This is a genomic window from Nitratireductor soli, assembly GCF_001050155.1.
GTDB classification, from domain to species: domain Bacteria; phylum Pseudomonadota; class Alphaproteobacteria; order Rhizobiales; family Rhizobiaceae; genus Nitratireductor; species Nitratireductor soli.
The window spans coordinates 183260-206733 of record NZ_LFVY01000003.1 but is presented as its reverse complement, the minus strand read 5'-3'; the positions used below and the strand labels follow the sequence as shown (position 1 = coordinate 206733).

The 23474-nt window shown below is 61.5% G+C and carries 26 protein-coding genes and 3 pseudogenes; 7 read left to right on the top strand and 22 right to left on the bottom strand.

Translation table 11 applies throughout. From position 1 onward, the window contains the following. Positions 1-114: 114 nt before the first annotated feature. The 5 genes from nadC to AB843_RS26315 all read right to left on the bottom strand — a co-directional run bounded on the left by nadC (position 115) and on the right by AB843_RS26315 (position 3381). Entirely contained in the window at positions 115-972 is an 858-nt protein-coding gene (gene nadC, locus AB843_RS05070; RefSeq protein WP_048645836.1) for a carboxylating nicotinate-nucleotide diphosphorylase, read from the bottom strand. 4 nt (positions 973-976) lie between these two features. Continuing rightward, positions 977-1147: a hypothetical protein gene (locus tag AB843_RS25460; protein WP_157384426.1), complete on the bottom strand. Its 171-nt coding sequence runs from the start codon at positions 1145-1147 to the stop codon at positions 977-979. After that, positions 1144-2118 carry a quinolinate synthase NadA gene (gene nadA / locus AB843_RS05065; RefSeq protein WP_048645696.1) on the bottom strand — a complete coding sequence of 325 codons (975 nt, stop codon included), beginning with the start codon at positions 2116-2118 and terminating at the stop codon, positions 1144-1146. The genes AB843_RS25460 and nadA overlap by 4 nt, the downstream gene beginning before the upstream one ends. Before the next feature lie 65 nt (positions 2119-2183). Beyond that, a complete protein-coding gene (locus AB843_RS05060) occupies positions 2184-3122 on the bottom strand; it encodes an NUDIX hydrolase (RefSeq protein WP_048645695.1) in 939 nt (312 codons plus the stop codon). Positions 3123-3168: 46 nt separating this feature from the next. Beyond that, on the bottom strand, positions 3169-3381 hold the full coding sequence (locus AB843_RS26315; RefSeq protein WP_342021884.1) for a transposase: 213 nt from the start codon (positions 3379-3381) through the stop codon (positions 3169-3171). Positions 3382-3545: 164 nt separating this feature from the next. On the opposite strand from AB843_RS26315, the pseudogene AB843_RS26375 reads away from it, so the two are divergent. From AB843_RS26375 to gndA, 3 genes and pseudogenes are all read left to right on the top strand, one after another. After that, positions 3546-3668: pseudogene (locus tag AB843_RS26375) on the top strand (IS5/IS1182 family transposase); the annotation flags it as partial. A 584-nt stretch (positions 3669-4252) separates the two neighbouring features. After that, positions 4253-4588, top strand: a complete 336-nt coding sequence (locus AB843_RS05055) for a hypothetical protein (protein ID WP_244467895.1) — start codon at positions 4253-4255, stop codon at positions 4586-4588. A gap of 163 nt (positions 4589-4751) precedes the next feature. Then, a complete protein-coding gene (gndA, locus tag AB843_RS05050) occupies positions 4752-6179 on the top strand; it encodes an NADP-dependent phosphogluconate dehydrogenase (RefSeq protein WP_048645694.1) in 1428 nt (475 codons plus the stop codon). Between the two features lie 57 nt (positions 6180-6236). Here gndA and AB843_RS05045 read toward each other — a convergent pair whose 3' ends face one another. From AB843_RS05045 to AB843_RS05035, 3 genes are all read right to left on the bottom strand, one after another. Further along, positions 6237-6779: a peroxiredoxin gene (locus AB843_RS05045; protein ID WP_048645693.1), complete on the bottom strand. Its 543-nt coding sequence runs from the start codon at positions 6777-6779 to the stop codon at positions 6237-6239. A gap of 172 nt (positions 6780-6951) precedes the next feature. Continuing rightward, the gene (locus AB843_RS05040; protein ID WP_048645692.1) at positions 6952-7560 is read right to left on the bottom strand and encodes a LysE family translocator; all 609 of its coding nucleotides are present in this window, start codon (positions 7558-7560) and stop codon (positions 6952-6954) included. Between the two features lie 100 nt (positions 7561-7660). Beyond that, complete coding sequence (locus AB843_RS05035; RefSeq protein ID WP_048645691.1) at positions 7661-8047, bottom strand: hypothetical protein; 387 nt, start codon at positions 8045-8047, stop codon at positions 7661-7663. A 199-nt stretch (positions 8048-8246) separates the two neighbouring features. On the opposite strand from AB843_RS05035, the gene AB843_RS05030 reads away from it, so the two are divergent. Then, entirely contained in the window at positions 8247-9089 is an 843-nt protein-coding gene (locus tag AB843_RS05030; protein ID WP_048645834.1) for a universal stress protein, read from the top strand. 55 nt (positions 9090-9144) lie between these two features. Here AB843_RS05030 and AB843_RS05025 read toward each other — a convergent pair whose 3' ends face one another. Together AB843_RS05025 and AB843_RS05020 are read right to left on the bottom strand one after the other, a co-directional pair. After that, the gene (locus AB843_RS05025) at positions 9145-10053 is read right to left on the bottom strand and encodes a DMT family transporter (RefSeq protein ID WP_048645690.1); all 909 of its coding nucleotides are present in this window, start codon (positions 10051-10053) and stop codon (positions 9145-9147) included. 143 nt (positions 10054-10196) lie between these two features. Then, positions 10197-11297 carry a saccharopine dehydrogenase family protein gene (locus tag AB843_RS05020; protein WP_048645833.1) on the bottom strand — a complete coding sequence of 367 codons (1101 nt, stop codon included), beginning with the start codon at positions 11295-11297 and terminating at the stop codon, positions 10197-10199. A 120-nt stretch (positions 11298-11417) separates the two neighbouring features. Here AB843_RS05020 and AB843_RS05015 point away from each other — a divergent pair, with 120 nt between their 5' ends. Together AB843_RS05015 and AB843_RS05010 are read left to right on the top strand one after the other, a co-directional pair. After that, positions 11418-11849 carry an Lrp/AsnC family transcriptional regulator gene (locus AB843_RS05015; protein WP_048645832.1) on the top strand — a complete coding sequence of 144 codons (432 nt, stop codon included), beginning with the start codon at positions 11418-11420 and terminating at the stop codon, positions 11847-11849. A 186-nt stretch (positions 11850-12035) separates the two neighbouring features. Next, positions 12036-12443, top strand: a complete 408-nt coding sequence (locus AB843_RS05010) for a lysozyme inhibitor LprI family protein (protein WP_048645689.1) — start codon at positions 12036-12038, stop codon at positions 12441-12443. Positions 12444-12586: 143 nt separating this feature from the next. Here AB843_RS05010 and AB843_RS05005 read toward each other — a convergent pair. The 9 genes and pseudogenes from AB843_RS05005 to AB843_RS04965 form a co-directional block, all read right to left on the bottom strand. Then, positions 12587-13083, bottom strand: a pseudogene (locus AB843_RS05005) (IS630 family transposase); the annotation flags it as partial. Positions 13084-13239: 156 nt separating this feature from the next. Further along, the gene (locus AB843_RS05000; RefSeq protein WP_048645687.1) at positions 13240-14016 is read right to left on the bottom strand and encodes an SDR family NAD(P)-dependent oxidoreductase; all 777 of its coding nucleotides are present in this window, start codon (positions 14014-14016) and stop codon (positions 13240-13242) included. A 26-nt stretch (positions 14017-14042) separates the two neighbouring features. Next, on the bottom strand, positions 14043-14885 hold the full coding sequence (locus AB843_RS04995; RefSeq protein ID WP_048645686.1) for a fumarylacetoacetate hydrolase family protein: 843 nt from the start codon (positions 14883-14885) through the stop codon (positions 14043-14045). Positions 14886-14946: 61 nt separating this feature from the next. After that, a complete protein-coding gene (locus AB843_RS04990) occupies positions 14947-15789 on the bottom strand; it encodes an IclR family transcriptional regulator (protein ID WP_048645685.1) in 843 nt (280 codons plus the stop codon). Between the two features lie 9 nt (positions 15790-15798). Then, the gene (locus tag AB843_RS04985) at positions 15799-17082 is read right to left on the bottom strand and encodes a TRAP transporter large permease (RefSeq protein WP_048645684.1); all 1284 of its coding nucleotides are present in this window, start codon (positions 17080-17082) and stop codon (positions 15799-15801) included. A gap of 1 nt (position 17083) precedes the next feature. Beyond that, a complete protein-coding gene (locus AB843_RS04980; protein ID WP_048645683.1) occupies positions 17084-17608 on the bottom strand; it encodes a TRAP transporter small permease in 525 nt (174 codons plus the stop codon). 65 nt (positions 17609-17673) lie between these two features. Next, positions 17674-18102, bottom strand: coding sequence for a cupin domain-containing protein (locus AB843_RS04975; RefSeq protein ID WP_048645682.1), 429 nt, complete (start codon positions 18100-18102; stop codon positions 17674-17676). Between the two features lie 52 nt (positions 18103-18154). Then, on the bottom strand, positions 18155-18898 hold the full coding sequence (locus tag AB843_RS04970; RefSeq protein ID WP_048645681.1) for an SDR family NAD(P)-dependent oxidoreductase: 744 nt from the start codon (positions 18896-18898) through the stop codon (positions 18155-18157). 83 nt (positions 18899-18981) lie between these two features. Further along, positions 18982-19980, bottom strand: a complete 999-nt coding sequence (locus tag AB843_RS04965; RefSeq protein WP_048645680.1) for a DctP family TRAP transporter solute-binding subunit — start codon at positions 19978-19980, stop codon at positions 18982-18984. Between the two features lie 257 nt (positions 19981-20237). Between AB843_RS04965 and AB843_RS26065 the strand changes: the two are divergent. Then, positions 20238-20477, top strand: a pseudogene (locus AB843_RS26065) (hypothetical protein); the annotation flags it as partial. 387 nt (positions 20478-20864) lie between these two features. Here AB843_RS26065 and AB843_RS04955 read toward each other — a convergent pair. From AB843_RS04955 to AB843_RS04945, 3 genes are all read right to left on the bottom strand, one after another. Then, a complete protein-coding gene (locus AB843_RS04955) occupies positions 20865-21608 on the bottom strand; it encodes a GntR family transcriptional regulator (protein WP_048645679.1) in 744 nt (247 codons plus the stop codon). Positions 21609-21677: 69 nt separating this feature from the next. Next, positions 21678-22904 (bottom strand): CaiB/BaiF CoA transferase family protein, encoded by a 1227-nt coding sequence (locus AB843_RS04950; protein ID WP_048645678.1) that lies wholly within the window; start codon positions 22902-22904, stop codon positions 21678-21680. Continuing rightward, the gene (locus tag AB843_RS04945) at positions 22901-23419 is read right to left on the bottom strand and encodes a MaoC family dehydratase (RefSeq protein ID WP_048645677.1); all 519 of its coding nucleotides are present in this window, start codon (positions 23417-23419) and stop codon (positions 22901-22903) included. Before AB843_RS04945 ends, AB843_RS04950 begins: the two co-directional genes overlap by 4 nt. Positions 23420-23474 lie beyond the last annotated feature (55 nt).

Below are 23474 nucleotides of genomic sequence, written 5' to 3'. Positions count from 1 at the left end.
TCCTGACAGGCAGCAAAGGTTCCGATTACAACGCCTTCGAATCATTGTGTGAATGCCGGTGCGCCGCACCTGGTTTGTTGCCATCAGGCAGCGCTTACAGGCCATGACGAACGTTTAGTCGACGGCTACAATGTCCAGTCCGATGTCGAGGATCGGCGCGCTGTGGGTGAGCCAGCCGACGGAGATCAGGTCGACGCCGGTGGCGGCAACGGCTGCCGCGGTCGCTGCGGTGATGCTGCCGGAGGCCTCTGTGACCACGCGGCCGTCCGCGATCATCACGGCGCGTGCGAGTTCGTCCAGGGGCATATTGTCGAGGAGCACCGCATCGACGGCGAGCCCCAGAACCTCTTCGAGCTGGGAGAGGGTGTCGACCTCGACCTCGATCTTGACCATGTGACCGGCATTGGCTCGCGCACGCCCGACCGCCTGGCGAACACCACCGGCAATGGCGATGTGATTGTCCTTGACGAGGATTGCGTCATCAAGGCCGAAACGGTGATTGGAGCCGCCACCCGCCCGCACAGCATGTTTCTCCGGTGCGCGCAGGCCGGGCGTCGTCTTGCGGGTGCAGACGATCCTTGCCTTGTGTCCGTGCACTGCCTCGACCAGCATCGCCGTCGCGGTGGCGATACCGCTCAAGTGGCAGAGGAAGTTCAGCGCCGTGCGTTCGGCGGTGAGCAGGCCGCGCGCGCGGCCACTCATTGTGGCGATCGTCTCGCCCGCCGCGACCGCGCTGCCGTCTGGCAACGCGACTGCCATTTTGATCGATGGGTCGATGAGACTGAAGGCCAGCGCGGCGACGTCGAGACCCGCGACAATGCCCGGCTGCCGCGCCGTCAATGTCGCCACAGCCGGGAACTCGAGGGGGACAATCGCATCGCTGGTCAGGTCGCCCGCCCCGCCAAGGTCTTCCAGAAGGGCGGCGCGAACGATCGGCTCGATGATGATCGAGGGAAGGGGCGAGATTCGCATCATCTCAGGCGCTCCGTTCAAGGCACAGGGCCGGCGTGTCAGCAAGCGCCCGCGCCGCCAGCCTGGAGATCAGCACCACCGGTTCCGGCGCGAGATGCGGCGCCGTCATCAGCCCGGCCAAGCCGCCGCCGTCGGTCACCGGTCGGCCGGCAAGCGTCCCGAAATCACGTTTCATATGGCGAGCATCCTTTCGACGGCGCTTCGTGCGCGCCTGGCGATCCGCGGATCAATCGATATTTCGTGCCGGTTTTCCTCGAGTGCGGCGCGGATATTGGCGAGCGTGATCCGCTTCATATGCGGGCAGAGATTGCACGGGCGCACGAACTCGACGTCCGGATGCGCCACCGCGACGTTGTCGCTCATCGAGCATTCCGTCATCAGCACCACGTGCCGCGGCTTTTGTCGTTCCACATAGTCCGACATGGCAGCCGTCGAACCGGAAAAGTCCGCCTCGGTGACCACCTCGGGCGGGCATTCGGGATGGGCGAGGACAATGATATCGGGATGGGTATCGCGCAGTTCGCGAATATCATCGGCCGTGAAGCGCTCGTGAACCTCGCAATGACCTGTCCATGCGATGACCTCGACATTGGTCTCGGCGGCAATGTTCCTTGCTAGATATTCGTCGGGCAGCATGATGACGCGCGGCACACCCAGCGATTCCACGACCGCGCGCGCATTGCCCGACGTGCAGCAGATGTCGGACTCCGCCTTCACGGCGGCAGACGTGTTGACATAGGTGACGATCGGAATACCGGGAAAGCGTTGTCGCAAGAGGCGGACGTCTTCGGCGGTAACGGATTCGGCCAGCGAGCAGCCGGCTTCCAAATCCGGGATGAGCACGGTCTTCTCGGGATTGAGCAGCTTCGCCGTCTCGGCCATGAAATGCACGCCGGCAAGCAGGATCACGTCGGCTTCGGTGCCGGCCGCCTTGCGGGCGAGCGCCAGGCTGTCTCCGACGATGTCGGCCACGCAGTGGAATATCTCCGGCGTCTGGTAATTGTGCGCCAGGATGACGGCCTTGCGCTGCCGTTTCAGCTCGAGAATTGCATCAATGTCTTCGACAAAGACCGGCCATTCGACCGACGGAATCACGCGCTTCACCTTTTCATAGAGCACATCCATTGGTGCTGGCGCATCGAGCATGCCTGGTCTCCTTTATGCTCAAAACGAGTATAACATATATATGCTTACTATGAGCATAAGAGATGTCAAGCCCGCGCTATTGGCAGTTTCGTGCCTGCGGCAGTTCGCTCCACCAGCACCGCAGGACGGAAGCGGAACAGCTTGGCGGGCCGTCCGCCGGTCTCGGCGGTGGTCTGACCCGTCTCCTCGACCAGTTCCTGCTGTTCAATCAGCCGCCTGAAATTCTGCTTGTGGACCAGCCTCCCGGCGAGCGCCTCGACCGTGCGCTGCAGTTGCAGGAGCGTGAATTCCGGCGGCATCAGCTCGAAGACGACGGGACGGTATTTGATCTTGGTGCGCAGCCTCGCAATGCCCGTCGCCAGGATACGACGGTGATCGGCCAGCATCTCCCATCCCGGCAGCGGTGCCTCATGGCCGCCGCCGTGCCCACGAAGTGCTTCCGCCACGAGGCCGGCCTCGTAAAGCAGTTCGTAGCGCTGCAGCACCAGTTCCTCGTTCCAGGGGCGACCGTCGAACCCGAAGGCGAGCGCTGTGCGGTGCCACCGCGTCTCGCGTGCCACCGCGCCACCGTTTTCGGCCCAGGCTTGCAACTGCGGCAGGATGGTGTGCCCGATGACCGGGGGCGGCTCGGACCGGTGATCTTCCCAGGGAAAATAGCTGTACCAGCCTCGCCAGTCCTGTTTGCGCTCGGCGCCGTCGTCGTGGGTAAGACCCAGATAGCTGATGGAGATGGTGCGACGCGTCTGTCCGTTGGCGATGCGGTCGCGGTCGGCGAACGTATAGAGCTGCTCGATGTAACCGAGCGGATGCCCCGTCTGCTGCCTCACCCAGCCGCGAAGCCCCTCCTGGAGGGAACGATGCCCAAGCTCGAACGGGCCGGAGGGCAGGGCGGTTCCTTGCCTGACGGTCAACGCCACGGGTTGGCTCTCGGCCATTGCCGCCACCAGGGCGATCAGCTCCACCTCCACTTCGTGGCGCATGTCGATGTCGTCGCTCGCGTTCATTCCAACCTCGTATGCCACCCAAAGGCGCCGCTGGTACGAGGGTGTATCAGGGCAAGCAGCGCTGTGAAACACCGGAGCAAGACGGCGACGAGGCAGGCGATCGCGTTAGCGGTGCGATCCAGACAGATGATGCCCATTTGTACAGACTATGCGCCGACACACCCAAACGCGCTCCGACATCCGGAACACCATAGCCACGTTCAACCACCTGCCGAACGGCTTCTTCTTTAAATTCTGGGGTAAATCTCTGTGTACTCACAAGCTGCCTCCTATGCTCAAAGGATAGGCGGGGCCTGTCTACCGGGCTAGGGGCAGTCCAAATGCCCTATCTCTGTGTCCACGAAACCAGCAGCAGGACACTTCGAAGCCCCCCATCTCGGCGCATTTCTGATTCACTGTCGTTGTGATTCGCCGCTCGGGCAGCAGAAGTTCCGTATGGGCCTGTTCGTGCGCACCATCGGTATCGCGCGGGCCAGGACGAAGATTGGTACGGCCAACCTCGCCTATAATCTCACCCGCTTCGTTGGGCACCAGGGGCGAACTGCGGCCCGCATGACGGTGAAATCCGCCAAAATCCTTGTCGCGACGCCGAAATCGGCAAGCAGCATCAATCGCACAGACCAAATCCGAACCGATCGCTGCGCATCAGGCCGCGCCAAGCCTCATCGCGGCACTGCCGGCGCGGAAAATGCCAGTAGTTCGAGCCCAGTTGACCACATTGGCGCGCGCCTTCGGGATCAATGAAAAGTACCTTTTCCCGGCTGGTGTATTGCAAAAAGAAATCATAGTTGACATACGCCGATAAAGAAATAATCTTTCAGTATGAAGTCTTGAAGTTGATATATAACAAATCAACCATAAGTATTTGTGATATAATTTATGATGTAAATAAAGAAGTATATAACATATAATATTTTTATCTAACTGAATCTGATGTTATTTACTTATACTGTTTCCGTGCTCGGATGGGGCGCGGTAAGGAGCGGCCTTCATGCGAGAGTTGTGCAAGGAGGACGTATAGGCATGAACGGCGCTGTCGTTCATGCCATTTGAGCCGCCGGATCGTTGGGTCCGGCAATTATCGGCGGGGAGATTCAAAGAAAACCCCAGATTGTATCCAGGAGATTTGAATGATGATCGTTTTTGATGCTCGTGATGATGATATGCATGCACCGATTAGCTTTGGTGGCGGTGGTGCTTCAATGCTCGGGTCGGCGATCGCCGGCGGTGGATTGGGGGTCGCTGTCGGCAGCCCGATCGGCGCTGGAATCGGCACGGCTGCCGGCGCGGTGATCGGTGGGGTGGTCGGCACGGCTTTTACTCCCGTCGGGACGATAGCAGGCGCCGGACTTGGCGCAACCATCGGTGCAGCCGTGGGAACGGCGGGCGGTGCGGCAGGCGGCGTGGCGCTCGGCGCAATCGCTGGAGGTGTCGCTGCAGGTTTGGTTGCCGGACTGTCCAGCTAAACCAGCTCTGACGAACGGGAGCGCCGGCCTGCAATGGCCGGCGCTCCAATGGCTCTGTCCGCACTCAGCAATCGCCTGGTTGGGCTTGATCGGCGGGGATGCATCGGCCCTCGCCATGGTCCATAGTGACGCTCCGGGAATCGTCTGATTAAGAGAGTGTGCAATGTCGAAAGCGGATATCGGCCTTATCGGCCTGGGCGTCATGGGAGCGAACTTGGCGCTCAACATCGCCGAGAAGGGCTATACGGTTGCCGTCAACAATCGTTCGGTTGCCAAGATCGAGGATTTCATGGTGGCGGCCCGCCAGCAGGGGCTCGACGGGCGAACCCTGCCCGAGGCCGACCTCACCGCCTTCGTCCGGTCGCTCAGGACACCCCGCTCGATCATCATCATGGTCAAGGCCGGCAAGCCGGTGGACGACATGATCGCCCAGCTTCTGCCGCTGCTCGACAAGGGTGACGCCATCATCGAATGCGGCAATTCGCTGTCCAGCGACACACAGCGCCGCTTCGACGCATTGCGGCCGGAGGGCATCGGCTATCTGGGCGTCGGCGTTTCGGGCGGCGCGGAGGGTGCGCGGCACGGTCCGTCGATCATGGTCGGCGGTTCCAAGGAGGAGTGGCACAACGCCGAGCCGGTGCTGAAGGCGATCGCCGCCGACTTCGAGGGTGAGAGCTGCTGCGCCTGGCTGGGCGAAGGCGGCGCCGGCCATTTCGTCAAGACGATCCACAACGGCATCGAATATGGCGACATGCAGATGATCGCCGAAATCTACGGCGTCATGCGCGACGGGCTGGGCATGGATGCAGCCGCCTCAGCCGCCGTCTTCAAGCGCTGGAACGCGGGTCCGCTGAACTCCTATCTGATCGAGATCACCGGGTTGGTTCTGGAAGCAACCGACGGCGAGACCGGCCGGCCACTGGTGGAACTGATCCTCGACAAGGCCGGCCAGAAGGGCACCGGCGTGTGGTCGGCGATCGCCGCCCAGGAGCTCGGCGTGCCGGCAACGGCCATTGAGGGCGCGGTCGCGGCGCGCGCCATCTCGGCACGCAAGGACGAGCGCATCGCGGCGGAAAGGATCTACGGCAAGCCGGGCAGGGGCAGTATTGCTGTAACCATAGACGATCTCGAGAAGGCCCTTCTGGCGGGCAAGATCGTCTCCTACACGCAAGGCTTCTCCGTCATCGCCCGTGCCGCGGAGCAAAACGGCTGGGGCCTGCATCTCGCCACCATTGCCAGGATATGGCGCGCCGGCTGCATCATCCGCTCGCGCTTCCTCGACCAGATGGCGACGGCTTTCGCGAGCGACGCCTCGACCAATCTTCTGATGGTGCCGGATTTCGTCCAGGTCATGAAGGATTGCCACCCGGCGCTGCGCCGCGTCGTGGCCGCCGGCGCGATGGGCGAGCTGCCGCTCATCTGCCTGTCCTCGGCGCTGTCTTACTTCGACGGCAGCCGCCAGGCGCAGGGCACGGCGAACCTGATCCAGGGCCAGCGCGATTTTTTCGGCGCGCATGGTTTCGAGATCGAGGGCCGAGGCAGCGATCTGCACGGCAGGTGGCCTGCCATCATCGACGCGGCGGCGGAGTGAAGAAGACGTCTCCCTCACCCGGTCATCCCAGGGCGAGGGAGAACGATCATCTCAGGCTCAGGCGGCGACCGCGTCGCCGGCCTTCAGGTTTTCCAGAATGTTCTGTGGCGAGGAAACGCCATAGGGATCGCTGTCGCAATTGTCCGAGAAGCCCTCTTCCTCGAACCACTTCTCGACGATGCCGTTGTCGATGACGGCCGCGTAGCGCCAGGAGCGCATGCCGAAGCCGAGATTGTCCTTGGCGACCAGCATGCCCATCTTGCGGGTGAATTCACCCGACCCGTCGGGGATGAGCTTGACGTTCTTCAACCCTTGCGTCTTGCCCCAGGCATTCATGACGAAGGCGTCGTTGACGGAGACGCAGTAGATCTCGTCGATGCCCTGCGCCTGGAACTCGGCATAGAGCTTTTCGAAATCGGGCAGCTGGAAAGTCGAGCAGGTGGGCGTGAAGGCACCCGGCAGCGAGAACAGGACAACACGCTTGCCGGCGAAATAATCGGCGGTGGTCTTGTCTTCCCAGCGATAGGGGTTCGGGCCTTCGATGGCCTCATCGCGCACGCGGGTGCGGAACGTGACGTCTGGAACTTTTCTAACCGTCATGGATCAATCCTTCGACAACAAAGCTGCGCCCGCCCCAGGAGAGGGCAGGTGGCTTTCGGGTTGGGTTGGCTGGGCTCCTACGCCGGGAGGAGGCGCCGGAACTGGCGGGCGGAATAAAGCATGTTGCAGGTGCGAAGGAAAGGGTTCGAACCGCGGCAATCCGCAGCATTTGTCAAGACCGGGCGAAAGCCATGGTGCCGCCGGAGACGATCAGCACGCTGCCGACCAGCCGATTGAGATGGACGAACACGCGTTCCGACTTCAGCATCCTTCCCAGGACGACGCCGGCAACGACATAAAGCACAACCGCTGCCACCTCCAGCAGCAGGAACGCACCGCCCATGGCGGCAAGCTGCTTCCAGGCAGGCGCCGACGTATTGATGAACTGCGGGAAGAAGGCGGTGAAAACGGCAATCGCCTTCGGATTGCTGATCGCCATCATGAAGTCGCGCCGCATCAGGGTGCCAAGTGCCTTGTCGAGTGACCGCGCGGCGGCCAACGCCCGCGCCTTGCGCCAGAACTGTATGCCGACATAGATGAGATACACCGCGCCGACGAGCTTGACGACCGCGAAGGCGGTTGCCGAGGCCGCCAGCACGGCGCCGAGCCCGACAATGGTGACGAGGATCAACAGGGCGAATGCCGGCAGCCGTCCCAGTCCACCAAGAAGCGCCGGCACGAAACCCAGTCGCGCCGCATTGGCGAAGGTCAGCATGTTGTTGGGCCCGGGTGCGCAGTTGAGTGCAAAACAGGCCGGCAGGAAGATCGACCAGGCGATCATGGAGATTTCAATCCTTGAGCGGAACCGCCGCAAGCCTAGAACAAAAGCCGGCGTCGCGCCAAGGGGCAGTGTGAATCGCCGCTCCGCCGGCGCGCCGCGGCTACAGCCGCTCGACCAGCTTGATCTGGAAAGTGTGCATCTTGCCGTCACGGGCGATCGACACATACTCGCCCTGCACGAAGCGTTCCTCGCCGAGACGGAAGCCGATCTCGTCGTCGCGCTCTCCTTCCTCGTAGTCGAAATACCATTGTCCGCCCGGCTTGCGGCGCAGGCGGCCGATCCGGTCCTCGGCATTGGGCCGGAAGAGGCGGACGCGGCATTGCATCTGATGCTTCTTCCATTCCACTGCATCGAGACGCCCCTCGGCATCGAGCGGCACGAGGAGGTCGTAGCCTTCCTCGTGATCGCCCAGCGGGTGGCCCTTCTCGCGGGCAAGTTCCAGCCGGACATGGCGGAATCTGGGAGAAAGTTCCGATACGGTTGTCATTGCGCGTCCCTTCCTTTTCGTTCGATCCTGGCCACTGGAAGAGGCCTTCGCCTTGACGAGGATCAATCCCGGGCACGCAGGGTCCGCCCATTCTTGATCCGCATCAAGTCCGGATCGCCGAAGCCTGCTAATCTGTCCTCGCAACACCGATGACGATCCGTACCTTGCAGGATCGGCGGTGGCGATCACGGAGCAACTGATGGCCGATCAACCGAAATGCATTCTCGTCGGTCTCGAGGCGCAGCCGTCCTTCGAGACAACGCCGGCGCTGGACTACGCGGTGGCGCTGGCGAAAAGGCACGAGTCCTGCCTGACCGTGTGCACCATGCCACCGGCCGTCTACCTGCCCATTTCGAGGACGGGGGGCTCCGTCGCTTTCGCTCTGAAAGGCGAACTGGAGGCGCTGGAAAGGATGACTGGCGAGACGGCGCGCGCCGCGGCGCGAAAGGCGGCGGCGGCTGGCGTCGATTGCGTCAGCGAACCGGCCCTGTCCCGGCTGGAGCCGCGGGCGGCAAGCCTCGCCCGCCGTGCACGGGTCAACGACGTCTGCATTCTCGATGCGCCGGAGGCGGTTGGCGCCGCGCACAGCGATGCCGTCGAGCATGTGCTGTTCGACAGCGGTCGGCCCGTTCTGCTGATACCGCCAGCCGGCAGCAATCCGCAACCGCGGCGCGTGGCGGTCGCGTGGGATGGGAGCGCGCGCGCGGCGCGTGCCGTGGATGGGGCGATTTCCTTCCTTCAAGGAGCGGGGGCGGTGTTCGTTGTCTCGGTGACCGGCGAGAAGGACCTGTCGCGCATGGCCCGCGGAGCGGATCTTGCGGCCTATCTCGCCAGGCACGGCATTTCCGCCGTTGTCCTTGAAACTCTCGCCGCGCCGGATGGCGACGTGGCCGGCCGTTTGACCGCCTTTGTCGCCGCCGAAAGGGTCGAGCTTCTGGTGATGGGCGCTTTCGTTCATTCGCGTTTCCGCGAGGCGGTGCTGGGCGGCGTCACGCGTTCCATGCTGGCAACCGTGCCCGTGCCGCTGCTTCTGGCGCATTGACGGCGCCGGCTGCGCGAGGTCCCGCGTCGGTTCGCGTGGCATGGCTGGAAGAGCGTCAGACCTGCGCGGGAAGCGGCTTCGATTGCGCGCGCTCGCGGAAGACGATGTAGAGGCCTGCCGCCATGGTGATGGCGATGCCGATCGCCGCCAGCCCGTTGGGCAGGTCGCGAAACACCAGCCAGCCGATCGCCGTGGCGAAGGGGATTTCCAGATACTGGATCGGCGCCACCGTCGTCGACGGCGCGAAGCGCAGCGACCAGGTCATCAGGAGATGGGCGAAGGTGCCGAGGAAGCCCGCGCCGATGAGCAGGAGCGCTTCGCGCAGGTCGGGCCTGACGAGCTTCAAGGCTGGCAGGTCGAGCCCCACATTGGCGAGCAGCAGCACGGCCAGCCCGACGGTCGCGAACAGGCCGCTGACGGCCTGCAACGCCAGTGGGTCCGCTTCGCGGGCGATTTGCCGCGTGACGAGCATGTAGGCGGCGAAGGTAACCGCCACCAGCAGCGGCAGGAAAGCCGGCGCGCCGACCGTCGCAAAGCTCGGCTGTACGACGAGAAGCGTGCCGGCGAAACCCACCGTGCAGGCGGTCAGCCGCCGCGGGCCGACGGCTTCGCCGAGGAAGAATTTTCCAAGCGCCAGCATGATGAACGGCATGACGAAGGCGATCGCCACTGCATCGGCCAGCGGCAGGTAGCGTAGCGACAGGAACATGGCGCCGATACCGATGATCTGCAGGATCGTGCGCAGGACTGTCAGGCGCATCGCGCGCGGACTCATGGCGAGGCGCGTGCCGCTCCACCAGATGATCGGGAACAGGAAGACGACCTGCGCGGCGAACCGCACGGCGAGAAGCTGGATCAACGGGACGGTCTCGCCCAGCAGCTTGGCGATCGAATCGCCCATCGGAGCGACCGCGCAAAAGCCGATCATCAGGAGAATGCCGAGAAGCGGGCGGTCAGCGGTCATCGCGCGACCTTATGAACGCCCGCACTGGCGCGCAATGTCACATGCGGCGCAAACGGTACGGCCAGTGCTTTTCTCCCGGCGGGGCGGCATTCCGCGCAGCTTCCACCGCTTCAGGGCAAGAGGCGTTCAACCATCCTGTTTTCTCAGGCTGCGCGGGCGGTACGATCCTCTGGCAGATAGGTGCGGCCGAAACGGTTGGCGAGGAAATCATCCAGCGCGATGTCTTCCTGCTGCACCAATCCCTTTGCCGGCAGCAGGCCGGCGGCGAGCAGGTCGAGCACCGTGCAGATGCCGGCGGCGGTCGTCTTCTGGATGGCGCTGTGGGCGCCGGGGCCGGCCGGATCGGCATGCACCGTGTTGGCGTAGCTCTCCTGCAGCAGGCGGCCATTCTTCAAGCCTGTTATGGTGACAAAGATCACCACGACGTCTTGCATCGTCGCCGGCAGCGCGTGCTCGAACAGTTCCTTCAGGAGATCGCGGCGCTCCGACAGGCGTAGATCGTTGAGCAGGATCTTCATGATCGCCGCATGGCCGGGGTAGCGGATGGTGCGGTAGTTCAGATTGCGCACGCGTCCGGCGAGTGACTGGCAGATGGAGCCCAGGCCGCCGGAGGTGTTGAACGCCTCGTAGCGCACGCCGTCGAGGGAGAACTCCTCAAGCCCCTCCATCGGCGCCACCTCTTTCAACTGGCCATCGACGATCGCCTCGCAGGGCTCGCAATACTCGTTGATCACGCCTTCGGGCGACCAGGTCAGATTGTAGTTCAATGCATTGGCGGGAAACTGTGGCAGCGCGCCGACGCGCATCTTCACATCGTGCAACGCATCGAAGCGCCGGGCCAGCGAGTTGGCGGCGATGGTGATGAAACCCGGCGCCAGGCCGCATTGCGGAATGAAGGCCGTGCCCGCTGCCGCGGCGATCTCCTTCACCCGGCGCGTGCTCTTCACGTCCTCGGTCAGGTCGAGATAGTGGGTGCCGGCTTTGGCCGCCGCTTCGGCGATCGGCACGGTCAGATGGTAAGGCGCGGCGTTGAGCACGGCGAACTTGCCTTCAAGGACCGTCGCCAGCGCGCCGGTGTCGGACAGATCGACCTCCACGCCGACGATCCCCGGATGAGCGGGCAGGGTGGCGAGTTGCTCGGCGGAGCGGTCGGCGACGGTAACCGAATAATCGCCCGAGGCGGCCAGCATACCGGCAATTGTCGCGCCGATCCGCCCGGCGCCCGTCACTACGATCTGTTTCATCCCATGCCCTTTCGATTCCATGTGTCGGACCATGGTCGCCGAGGGCAACGTTGAAATGAAGATGCGTTGTGCGTAATATGACTGCTACTTTCACGCAAAATGATGGAGAGTTTCAGCAATATGACGATACCAGACTCCGAGCGCGCTGTGATCGCCCTGCTGCGCGAGAATGCGCGCATGTCGGTGTCGGAAATCGCCCGCCGGCTGGGCATCTCGCGTTCGACGGCGCAAAGCCGGCTCGAACGCCTGGAGCGCAGCGGCACCATCGCCGGCTACGCCGTGCGGCTGTCGGGCGAATACGACGCGGCACAGATCCGCGCGCATCTGCTTGTCACGGTGTCGCCGAAACTGTCGGCGGAGGTGATCGGAGCGATGGAGAAATTGCCGGCCGTGCGCGCGTTGCACTCCGTATCGGGCTCGTTCGACATGATCATCGTCGTCGAGGCGCCTTCGGTGGCCGAGCTGGACGCGGTGATCGATACGATCGGCGCCTTGAAGGGTGTCGACCGGACCATGAGCTCGATCATCCTGTCGACGCGCATCGACCGTTAGACCAATCGATCGCTTTGTGGAACCGGCGTTCCGTTCCATGTCCTAGTGGGGCGATCGAGTTTATCATTCGCTAACGTTCTTTTCCCTCGGTGCGGAAACATCCGGTTACAGAGTGGATAATGAGGCCTGACGGTAATATTGGTTGTGGTGGGACTCTGTACTTGCTTGTTTTATTGGAGAGCGATTATGAAACTGCCAATTGCGACCGTCGCCGTGTTCCTGGCTTCATTCACCGTTGCACAGGCCGAACAGAACTGCGGCGACCTGACCAACCAGACCGACATGAACATCTGCGCGGGAAAGGCCTACAAGGCTTCGGATGCGGAGTTGAACAAGGTCTATCGAAAGATTCAAGCCCGGCTCAAGGACGACGCCGATACGGCAAAGCTCCTCGTTTCCACACAGAAGGCCTGGATTGGTTTCCGTGACGCCGAATGCAAGTTCTCCAGCTCGGGTGTCGAAGGCGGCTCGGTGTATCCATTCGTCTCCTCCTCCTGCCTCGACGCGATGACGAAGAGCCGGATCGAGGATTTGAAGGTCTATCTCGACTGCGAGGAAGGCGACATGAGCTGCCCTGTCCCGGCCGCTGATTGACGAGCGGCAAACGCGGCCGGATGCAACCGTCAGGCGCTATCACTACAGCACCCGCCAACAACTTGGCGCCTCCTCTCCAGGCAAATTGACTCATACCAATCCAGCAGGATTAAACAGGTCCTGACCCTAGGGTCAGGACCTGTTTAATCTAGGTCATATCCGGCGGCCTTGAAGTAGTTTGCGCATTCTGCGGGAGTGAAGAGTTCGAGGACCGATCCGACGGTGTCCCACAGCGCTGCGATGGTTCTTTCGGCTTTGGCGCGCAGCAGCGCCTTGAGCTTTGAGAAGGCGTTCTCAATCGGATCGAAGTCGGGACTGTAGGGCGGCAGGTAGAGCAAGCTCGCGCCTGCCGCCTCGATCGCGCCGCGAACGCCGGCGGCCTTGTGGGCGGGCAGGTTGCCCATCACGACGATGCCGCCCTCCGACAGGGTCGGGACCAGCACCTGCTCGACATATGCCAGGAAGACGTTGCCGTTCATGGCGCCGTCGTAGACGAACGGGGGGGCGGTCATGCCCGTCAGCCGCAGCGCGCCTGTTAAGGTGGTGGTCTTCCAATGGCATGCGGTACGCTGGCCCGGCAGCGCTCGCCGCGTGGCGCACGTCCCCGAAGTCGGGCCATCTTGGTCGACAGTCCGGTCTCGGTCGCTATGTGCTATGTCAGCGAAGATGCCCTCGGGGAATCTGTCATCGTCAGTTTTCTACAATTAGCAGCGGTAGCTGACTATCTGGACAAAGCGGTTGAATGGACTGAGAATCAGCAATTGTTGCAGCGTGTGCATTTGAGCACGAGAATCGATCACTTTCCCCTCAAGATTCCTGTTTCCATGCCGACGCGCCGATAAGCGGCACCCGCGACAAAGCCGCCATCGATTAAGAAGTCTTCACCGGTTACAAATCTCGAAGCATCTGAGGCGAGATAAAGAACCAGTTGTGCAACCTCCTCGACATCACCAGATCTTCCCGCGGGGGTCAGGTCGATCATTGGCTGCAGATGCGGTGAGCCGCGATTGAGCCCAGTCACGATCAATCCGGGGCAAACTGCGTTTACGCGGATGTGATCCGCCGAAAACTCGTTCGCCGCCGACCGCGTCAAACCGCGCAACCCCCATTTGCTGGCCGTATAGGCCGGATCCGAATGGCCGGAGAACGCGGAGTTGGAGGAGATGTTTATGATGCTGCCTCCGCCGCCCGCCGCCATCTGCGGGGCTGCGGCCCGGATGCCAAGAAAAGCGCCCGTCAGATTGACATCGAGAAGCCGACGCCAGGCTTCAGGTTCCGTCGTCGCGATCAGCGTGCGATTGATGATGCCCGCATTGTTGACGAGGATATCGAGCCTGCCGGCCCACTCACGCATCGCCGCGACCGTGCCTTGCCACGCTTTCGAATCGGTCACGTCCAGCTGACGAAAACACGCCCGTTCGCCGAGCTCTTCCGCCAGCGCCATTCCTTCATCCACGAGCACATCGCAGATCATGACCTGCGCACCGCACTCGGCCAGAAGGCGCGCTTCCGCCTCCCCCTGACCGCGCGCGCCGCCGGTGACGATTGCCGCCTTGCCGGAGAGTTCCGTCATCTGAGCCCGCCATTCGGAGGCCGTGCTCACGCCTGCACCATCATCTGGCGCTGTTCACCGAGACCAGAAATGCCGAGCCGGATAACCTGTCCCTCTTTCAGGAAGGTCGGCGGCTTCATGCCGAGGCCGACACCGGGCGGCGTGCCCGACGAAATGACATCGCCCGGCTCAAGCGTCATGAACTGGGAGAGGTAGCTGACAAGTTCGGCCACACCGAAAATCATCGTGCTGGTGTTGCCGGTCTGTCGCCGTTCGCCATCGACGTCCAGCCACATGTCGAGATCCTGCACGTCGGGAATTTCGTCCCGCGTTACAAGCCACGGACCAATCGGACCGAACGTGTCGTGACTCTTGCCCTTCGTCCACTGCCCACCACGTTCCGACTGGAAACGGCGTTCGGAAAGGTCGTTGATAAGGCAGAAGCCGGCGACATGGTCCATCGCCTCGGCTTCGGAAACATATTTTGCCCGCGAGCCGATCACCACGCCCATCTCGACTTCCCAGTCGGTGCGGTCCGATCCACGCGGAATCTCGACATCGTCATTGGGGCCGCAAATGGCCGAGACAGCCTTTGCAAAGACAACGGGTTCGCTCGGAGGCTCCTTCCCGGTCTCCCGCGCGTGGTCGGCGAAGTTCAGCCCAATGCATAGAAACTTGCCGACCTGACCGACGCAGGCACCAATCCGCGGCGAGCCTTCGACGGGCGGAAGGGAAGCGGTATCCAGTGCAGCAATCGCTGCCAGGCCAGCAGAAGAAAGCACATCGCCGGCAATGTCGGGAATGTGTTGCGACAGGTCGCGGATCTGACCATCCGCATCGACCAGACCAGGCCTTTCCTGCCCTTTTGGCCCATAGCGCAGCAACTTCATCTGTGTGTCTCCTCCTTGAATGGGTCTGGCATTTCGCTGGCGATCTCGCTGATCGGCCAACTCAGCCCCGATAGACGGGAACGCGGCGCGGACGCGCTGCCGCGATTGGTGCGGTTGCGGCAAACTTGCTGGCGCGAAGAATGCCGTGCTCGATTTCGGACGCGATGTGGCGGATCTCCTGCGCCAGCGCATCACTTTCGAGACTGTTGAAGTGTTCGATCGAAAGGACGAAGACCACGCTGCCCAGAACGCGCTCTTCACCATCGAGTATCGGCGCGGCTATTCCGACGAGACCCTCGACCACCTCGCCCTGCGTGATCGTCACGCCTGCACTTCGGATATCCGCCATACGGGCGAGGAAGTCTTCCAGCGTTGCGCCGAGTCCGCTCTCTCGGATGCGCTCGGCATTCCATGAATGGATGCTCTTGAGTTGCGAAGGCGAGAGATTGGCCAGAATGACCTTGGCCATCGCGCCCTTGAAAATCGGCATGGAGCGGCCGGGCTTGTAGATCTCCGGGATGCTGTGGTCTGGCCATGCATTGTCCGCGCAGAGCACCTTGTCGCCATAATAGCTGCACAGCATGATGTTCATGCCCATGCAATCAGCATAGTAGCGGATGAGATAGCGCGCCGCGCGCAGGAGCGGATCGTTCTCCCGCTTCAGCATTTCCAGTTCGATGACGCGCGAGCCGATCACGTAGCTGCCGCCGCTCGCCGGCGTCAGCAGGCCGGAGCGCGTCAGCGCCTGCAGATACCGATAGGCGCTCGCTCGAGACGAGCCTGACAATTCGGCCGCCCGGGCGACATCAATCATCAGATTGTCTTCGTTGAATCCGTTGAGAACGGATAGCATCTTGTCGAGACTGTTCATCTTGCCTTCGGTTTCGTCTTCCAACGCAGCCATGACGTGTCCCTAATTTCCAGAAATGAAGTTCGCCGGTACGATAACGATATCGGGGAACAGGATAAGAAGAACAAGCACGGCGATCTGCGCCAGGATGAACGGCCCCACCCCCTGAATGACCCGCGAGAGCGGTATCCGCGCCACGCCAGCAACGACGTTGAGGACACTGCCGACAGGCGGGGTCAGCAGGCCAACCGCCGCCGCGATCATGAAGATCACTGCGAAGTATACCGGGTCGATCCCCGCCGCCTTGATGGTTGGCATCAGGACGGGGACGAGGATCAGGATGATCGGCACCATGTCCATCGCGCAGCCAATCACCACGACCAGAGCCACCACCGCCGCCATCAGAAGGATGGGATTATCGGCAAAGGGTGCAACCAGCGCGGCAATCTGCGCGGTCAGACCGGCAATCGTGATCATCCAGCTGGAAACCAGAGCGGCAGCCACGAGGAACATGACCATTGAGGTGGTCTTGGCTGCGCCAAGGAACACGTCGAAGAGCTGCGCCACGGTTAGCTCCCGATAGATGACCATCGAGACGAAGAGCGCATAGACGGCGGCGATCACACCGGCCTCGGTCGGCGTAAAGACACCGAAACGCAGACCGACGAGAATGATGACCGGCAGCATGAGCGCCCATATGCCCGCCCAGGCTTCTTTCATGACAACCGAGAATGGCACGCGTTCACGCGTCACTGTCTCTTCACGCCGCGACACCAGAAACCAGGTGACTGTCAGCGCGAGCGCCATGATGACACCGGGCACGATGCCGGCAATGAAAATGCGCGTGATCGAGATATTGCCCACCACGCCGATCAGGATGAAGCCAATCGACGGCGGGATGACGAGGGCGGAAATGCCAGCCGATGCGATAAGCCCGGCCGAGCGCCCCTGATCGTGTCCAGCCTTCACCATCATCGGCACAAGGATTGCCGCAAGGGCCGCGGCATCGGCCGCTGCCGAGCCCGAGAGACTTGCCAGGATCAATGCGGCGAGAATGGCCACATAGCCCAGCCCGCCGCGCACATGGCCAACGGCCGCGACCGAGAGATTGACGATCCTGCGCGACAGGCCGCCCGCATTCATAACCTCACCGGCGAGCATGAAGAACGGAACCGCCATGAGCGGAAAGCTGTCCGCTCCGTTCAAAAGGTTCTGCGCGATCACCTGGGCATCGAAGAACCCCAGGTACCACATCAGCGCGATACCGGTCATGATCAGTGCATAGGCGATGGGCATGCCGATCGCCATGCTGCCAAGCAGGCTGACAAGAAAGACACCGAGCGTCATTTCACTTCACCCCACTCTGCTGGAGAGCCTGCAGCTCTTCATCGAAGGTCAAGACGCGGTCGAGCTTTCCGACAACAATCAGGTAAAGCCGCCAAACCAGAATGACGCCGGTGGACACCCCGAAGATCAGCCCAACGCCCACGAGGAACGAGATCGGCAATCCGGTCGCCGGCGCATAGGTGTGCATGTTGAGAAGGAACTGCGTGTAGCTGCCGGAGATGATCAGCCAGGTGGCAACGATCATCAGAACATGGGCGAGGCCGAGACAGATCCTGCGGAGTGGGCGGGGCAGGCTGTTGACCACAAACTCCAGCCCCAGATGGCCATTTTCCCGTAAGACGACGATCGCCCCCAGAAAAACCATCCAGACGAAGAGCCAGCGCGAAAACTCCTCGGACTCCGTAATGCCCGAATTGAAGGCGTAGCGCAGCACCACATTGCCGAAAACCAGCAGAACCATGCCCGCAAGGCAAACCACAATCAGTATTTTCAGAAGTCTGAAATAGGCTTCGATAAGCTTGGTCATGGGCCCCCCTCCAGGATCATGAATGTCACGCGCGCGCCTCTTGTTGGGGGCGCTGCGTTGGCCGCTTACTCCGGACGACGATAGCCTTCCAGGTCGCTGTCTGGAACGTCCGGCAGGTTCACCACGATGTTGTCCGGCGTCCGGCAGGTCAGCCAGATCAGTTCATCGGTAGTGCTCATATTGACTTCTACATGCGGCATGTTGGGCGGCACGAACACGAAGTCGCCGGGCAGCATGTCCACATATTCACGGTAGCCTTCGCCGAAGTAGATGCGTCCGTGGCCGGAGAGAACGTAGCCACCGGTCTCTGCGTCGCCGTGGTGGTGCGGCGGCGAGCGAAAGCCCGGTTCGTTGGAAACCTGGCCAAACCAGATCTTGGTCGCAGGCGTGTGCTGCGGGCTGACCCCCGAGCGGCGGACGCAATCGCCGGACTGGCCGGTTTTGTCGCTAAGCTCATTGGCACGGGTAACGACGGGGACGGCAGGTCCACTCATCACAATCTCCTGTTGGATGGATGTTGAATTCAGCGAGACGGCAACCGCCGCCTCAGTTCATGTGCATGCCACCGTTCACATCGACGGCGGAGCCGGTCATGTAGGATGACAGGTCTGACGCGAGGAAAAGGCAGGTATTCGCCACATCCTGCGGCGCTCCGAACCGGCCGATCGGGATTTGCGGCAGGACCCGCGCCGTCTGCACGTCATCATAGAAATCGCGCGTCATGCTCGACATGATGACGCCCGGGTTCACCGCATTGATGCGAATCCCGTTCGGAGAGATTTCGCGTGCGACCGACTTGACGAGCGACAGCACGGCTCCCTTGGATGCCGCGTAATGGGCGCCGCCCATCAGGCCGCCGCCGCGCTGCCCTGCAATGGATGCAATGCAGATGATCGATGCGCCGCTTTCCATCATCGCGAGCGCGCCCTGGGTCATCATCAACGTGCCACGCAGATTGATGTCCATAATGGCGTCGTAATCGGCAGCCGTGATTTCGGTGAATTTGCGCGGTTGGGTGATCCCGGCATTGTTCACCAGAGCATCGAGGCGACCAAAGCGCTCGCGCGCCACATCGAACACATGCCGGCAGGCAGCCTCATCGCGGAGGTCTGCCGCAACACCGACAGCCCGTTCGCCAAGTGCCTCTACGGCCTGTTCGACGGCTCGTTCGTCACGGTCCACGACCACAACCGACGCACCCTCTGCAACAAAGGTCTGCGCAACGGTGAAACCTATGCCCTCGGGGTTCCCAGCACCGGTGACCAGCGTAATCTTGTTTTTCAAAAGCAATGACTTCTCCCACGCACGAGAAACACAGCGCCCGGCCGCCCATCCTGCCGCGCGGCCGAAACCACGCGGCAGGACAGCCAAGCTCAGTTGGCGCTCTTCGAAGATTCGATCTCGGTCATGAACTCCGCCACGATCTCCTGATCGAGCTGCGAGCTCACTTCCTCGACCACCGGCTTCACGACATCGCGGAAGGCCTGAAGGTTCTCGGCCGAGATCGTGTCGATCTGCATGCCCTTCTCTTTCAGGAATTCGAGGGTTTCGCCGCTCGTCGCGTTGATGATCTCACGATTGTAGTCGGAGCTCTCAGCACAGGCGGCACGGACTGCGTCCTGTGCGGATGCATCCAGACTGTCCCAGAATTTCTTGCTGGCATAAACCACCGAGATGGTGGTGAAGTGCCTGGTCTCGGTCAGGTAGTCCTGAACCTCGTAGAACGACGTCGAGCGCGTGACATCGTTGGCGATCTCATTGCCATCGATCGCGCCGGTCTCCAGAGCCGTAAACGTTTCCGGGAAAGGCAGCGGCGTCGGGTTCATGCCCATGGCCGAAAGCGCGTCGATATAGACCTTGTTCTGGATCGTGCGAATGCGCAGCCCCTGCACATCCTCGAGCTTGGTCACGGGACGCTTGTTGTTGGTGATGTTGCGGAAGCCGTAATCCCAGAAGCACAGACCAACAAGGTTGTTCGGCTCCATCTTGTCCAGAATCTTCTGCGACACCGGGCTACGGGAAACCTTGTCCAGCTGCTCATAGCTGCCGAACATGAAGGGAAGCTGGAAGACATTGAATTCCGGCACCATGGCGGCCAGACCTGCAGTCGTGGTCACCGCCATTTCGACGATGCCGCCCTGCGCGGAAGAGATCGACTGGATCTCATTACCGATCTGCGCCTGCGGGAACTGGCGCACCGTGACGGCCCCGCCGGTCTTCTCCTCCACAAGCTCTGCAAACTTCGTGACGGTCTGCCCCATCGTGCTGTCCTGGGCAACCGGGTAGCTGAACTTGATCTCTGCGGCGGACACGGCGCCCGCGCTGAGTGCGGCGACCGAGACAGAAAGAGCGGCGGCTTTAAGCAGTTTCATAAATTCCTCCCAAAAAACGCGTCATATCGACGTAGCAGATCCATAAAAAATCATAATACGATATATGTCAAACAAAATTGCCTATTTTGATTGTCCAAATCTTATATAGTGATTTTTGTAAGAAGCGACGCGTAGCGTTGTCTGATGCGCGATCTCCTGCCCTGTTCGCTCGACAATGAGACTGCCATCCGGATTCAGCATCACCTCGATGACGGTGCGGTCTTCGAGCGCGTCGCAGATCATGTTGCCAAGGGCGTCGGCGCAAGCGCGAATTTGCGGCTGACATGGGCATTCAGGCGCATGCGCTCCGAATGGCGTCCGAGGGCGCTGTCGGTGCTTACGAGCAGGTTGTTGGCGAATCCTGGAAGCCCTTTGAGCGACAGGTGGACAGCTCAGGTAAAACCATCGACCGCAAGGCTGCCCAATTGCAAATGTCGGCTTTGGTCCGAGCTGACACTGGGCGGAACCTAGGTTCCGCCCGTTTCGACAGATCTTGATGCATTGCCAGCGTCGCAGCAGCTTACCAACCGGCCTTTGTTGACGAGCCTTGTCCGAGTGAGGCAGGAAGTGCGCTGGCGCCAACTTGGAGTGGTGCGCCGGAACCACCGAAGTGGCGAGGCCCGCGGGGTAGTGCTGTCATGGCAAGGGGAGGTTGATGTGGCCTGCCCCTATGAGGTGGTCCATTTCCAGTCTTAATGCATGATCGGCTTTCCGGCCGTTGCCTGTGCAGATGGTGGTGCCGATCCCCGGGGTTGGCGCCGGCCAGACAACAGCCTCCGGTGCCGGCGGCTTATGTATAGTTGCCGTTTCGATCTGCGGCTTTGATGCGTGGAACTGGCTGGAAAATGTCAGGCGAACGCGGCTCCTGCCAAGCATGACTGTCTTCAGTGCTGTTGGCGGAAGACCTGCTCATAGTGGAAGCGATCACCCGGATGGGCGCTGCGCGAGACCTCAACCACGTTGCCACGGCCGTTCAGATAGGTCCGGGTAATCCACAGACAGGGACTTTGGGGTTTGGCCGACAACTGTTTTTCCAGCGTCGGGGGAAGGGTGCCGGCGCTAATCTGCTGACGCACCTCAACCGTTTTCTCGCCGAATTGCGCCTCGATGAGCCGATAGACGGCGTCCTTGGTCTTCCCCTTCAGGCCGCGTAGTGTTCGGAAAGGGGGCGGCAGGAATATTTCGGTAAAGCAGATCGGCTTCTCGGCATTGTTCGTGGTGCGGCGAATGCTGTTGATGTGCAGCCATTCCTGTCCAGGCGCTGCTTTCAGCATGTCACAGAGCTCGCCCGGTTCAATTGTCAGCTGCGCCGTGTCCAGAACGTGCAGTTCGGTATCGGCAGCATACTGATGAATGTCTGAAACGCTCTCCAAGCCCTGACGGTAGATTGACGATGCTTCGACGGATATCAGCCGGGTGCCGACGCCGGGCTGGCGTGTGACCAAGCCAAGCTGGATCATCTGCTTCAGAGCCTGGCGCACGGTGAAGCGGCTTGCGCCAAACTGCGTGCAGAGTTCATGTTCTGTCGGGAGCAGGCTGCCTATCTTGTATTTGCCATCCTGGATGTCATTCAGCAAAGCCTGCGCAAGCTGCCTATAGCGGGGCTGCTGCCCGTTCAGGTTGGTCATGCGTCCTCTTCTCCAGCCTGCCATCCCTATAGCATCCCCGACGCTAACCGCACCATGGCGCTTTGAAACTCACTGAATTGCACCTGCTGACCTGAGGTGTGCGATTTCATCGATGCTGAAGCCTGCGGATGTCAGAGCTTCGTCGGTATATTCACCCAACGCCGGAGCTGCGCGCAGTGGCCGCTCTTGTTCACGCACCCGCACTGGACTTGCGGGGCTCCGCACGATGCCTGCTTCGGGATGCGTGAAAGCGTCGATCGTGTTGCGCTCTCTGACGAAATCACTGTCGAGCGCCTGCACGATATCGTTCACCGGTGCGCACGGCACCCTGCCGGCAAAGAGCTTGACCCATTCGGCGGTGCTTCGCTGTTGGAGATCCCCATCCAGAATGTCTGTCAGTGTGTCGCGGTGTTTCAGACGCGCGGAGAAGCCGGCAAACCGCGGATCCACCGCCAGGTCGGGCCGACAAAGCGCTTGCGTGAGCGCTTGCCAGAATTTTTCCTTGTTGCACATGAGGAAGATCCAGCCATCCTTCGTCTTGTAAAGCTGGCTGGGGGTCAGGGAAGGATGCGCAGAACGCGGCAGCCGCTTGGTCTGGTGGCCGGTCTCCAGATACCATGTCGCAAGATATCCGAGGTTGTGGATTGCGACATCGAAGAGACTGACGTCATGATCGCGTCCGTGGCCCGTGCTTCTTGCCTCCACGACACCCGCCAGAAGCGCCATCGCGGCTGTCGTTCCGGTCATCAGATCGATAATCGAAAGCCCCATGCGCGCGGGATATGACTCGGGCTCGCCGGTCAGACTGAGGTAACCTGCCTCGGCTTGCATGAGATAGTCATAGCCCGGCCATGCCGCGCGGCTGCCCTCGCGCCCGTAGGCGGAAAGATGCACGCACACGATATCCTTGCGGATGTTTGACAAAGACGCGTAATCGAGGCCCAACCGAGCCGGCAGATCACCACGCAGATTGTTGAAGACGGCATCGCACCCGGCGACGAGTTTTCGAAGGACAGCCAGCCCATCCGGGTGTTTCAGGTCGAGGCCGATGGAGCGCTTGTTGCGGTTGAATGCCTGGTAAAAATAGCTGTCGCCGGGCGACAGAAAATGAGGGCCGACCAGGCGCGAGACATCGCCGCCTTCCCGGAAGTTCTCAATCTTGACGACTTCGGCGCCCAGGTCGGCAAGATGCTGGGTGCCGAAGGGGCCCGCTCCGTACTGCTCGATTGCAAGGATGCGCAGTCCGGCCAGCGGTCCTGATGTCCGCCTTTCTTCCACGGGTGTCGTCGCTTTCATGTTTCGGATCCACCGTGGCCGATGGATGCGCTCTGGCTGGGAACGAGACAGCTACGGATGAAGTCCATTACAGGCGTTCCATGCTGATTGACGGCACGCGTCTGGACAGTGACGATCCCATGTCCCGGTCGGCTGCGTGACGGGCGAACGTCAAGAACTTGGGACTCGGCCCGGAGCGTATCGCCGCAAAAAACGGGGCCAGTGAGGTTGATTTCCTTCCAGCCGAGATTGGCGACCGCTTTGCCGCTGACGTCAGCAACCGTTATTCCCAAGACCACCGCCAGCGACAGGCCGCTGTTGACCAGCGGGCGTCCGAATTCGGTGGTTGCCGCATAGGCTGCGTCGCAATGCAATGGGTGCTGGTTCATCGTCAGAAGCGACATCTGTATGTTGTCAGCCTCGGTGATCGTGCGTCCGGGAAAGTGCTCGTAGACATCGCCGACCGAGAATTCCTCCAGGTAACGGCCATACCTCGCTGCCAGTCGTCGCGTTCTCGTCCCGCCCCCAGTGCTCACAGCGTCCTCATTTGTTCGTTATAACTTTTGTCTGGACATATGCATCGCGATGGGC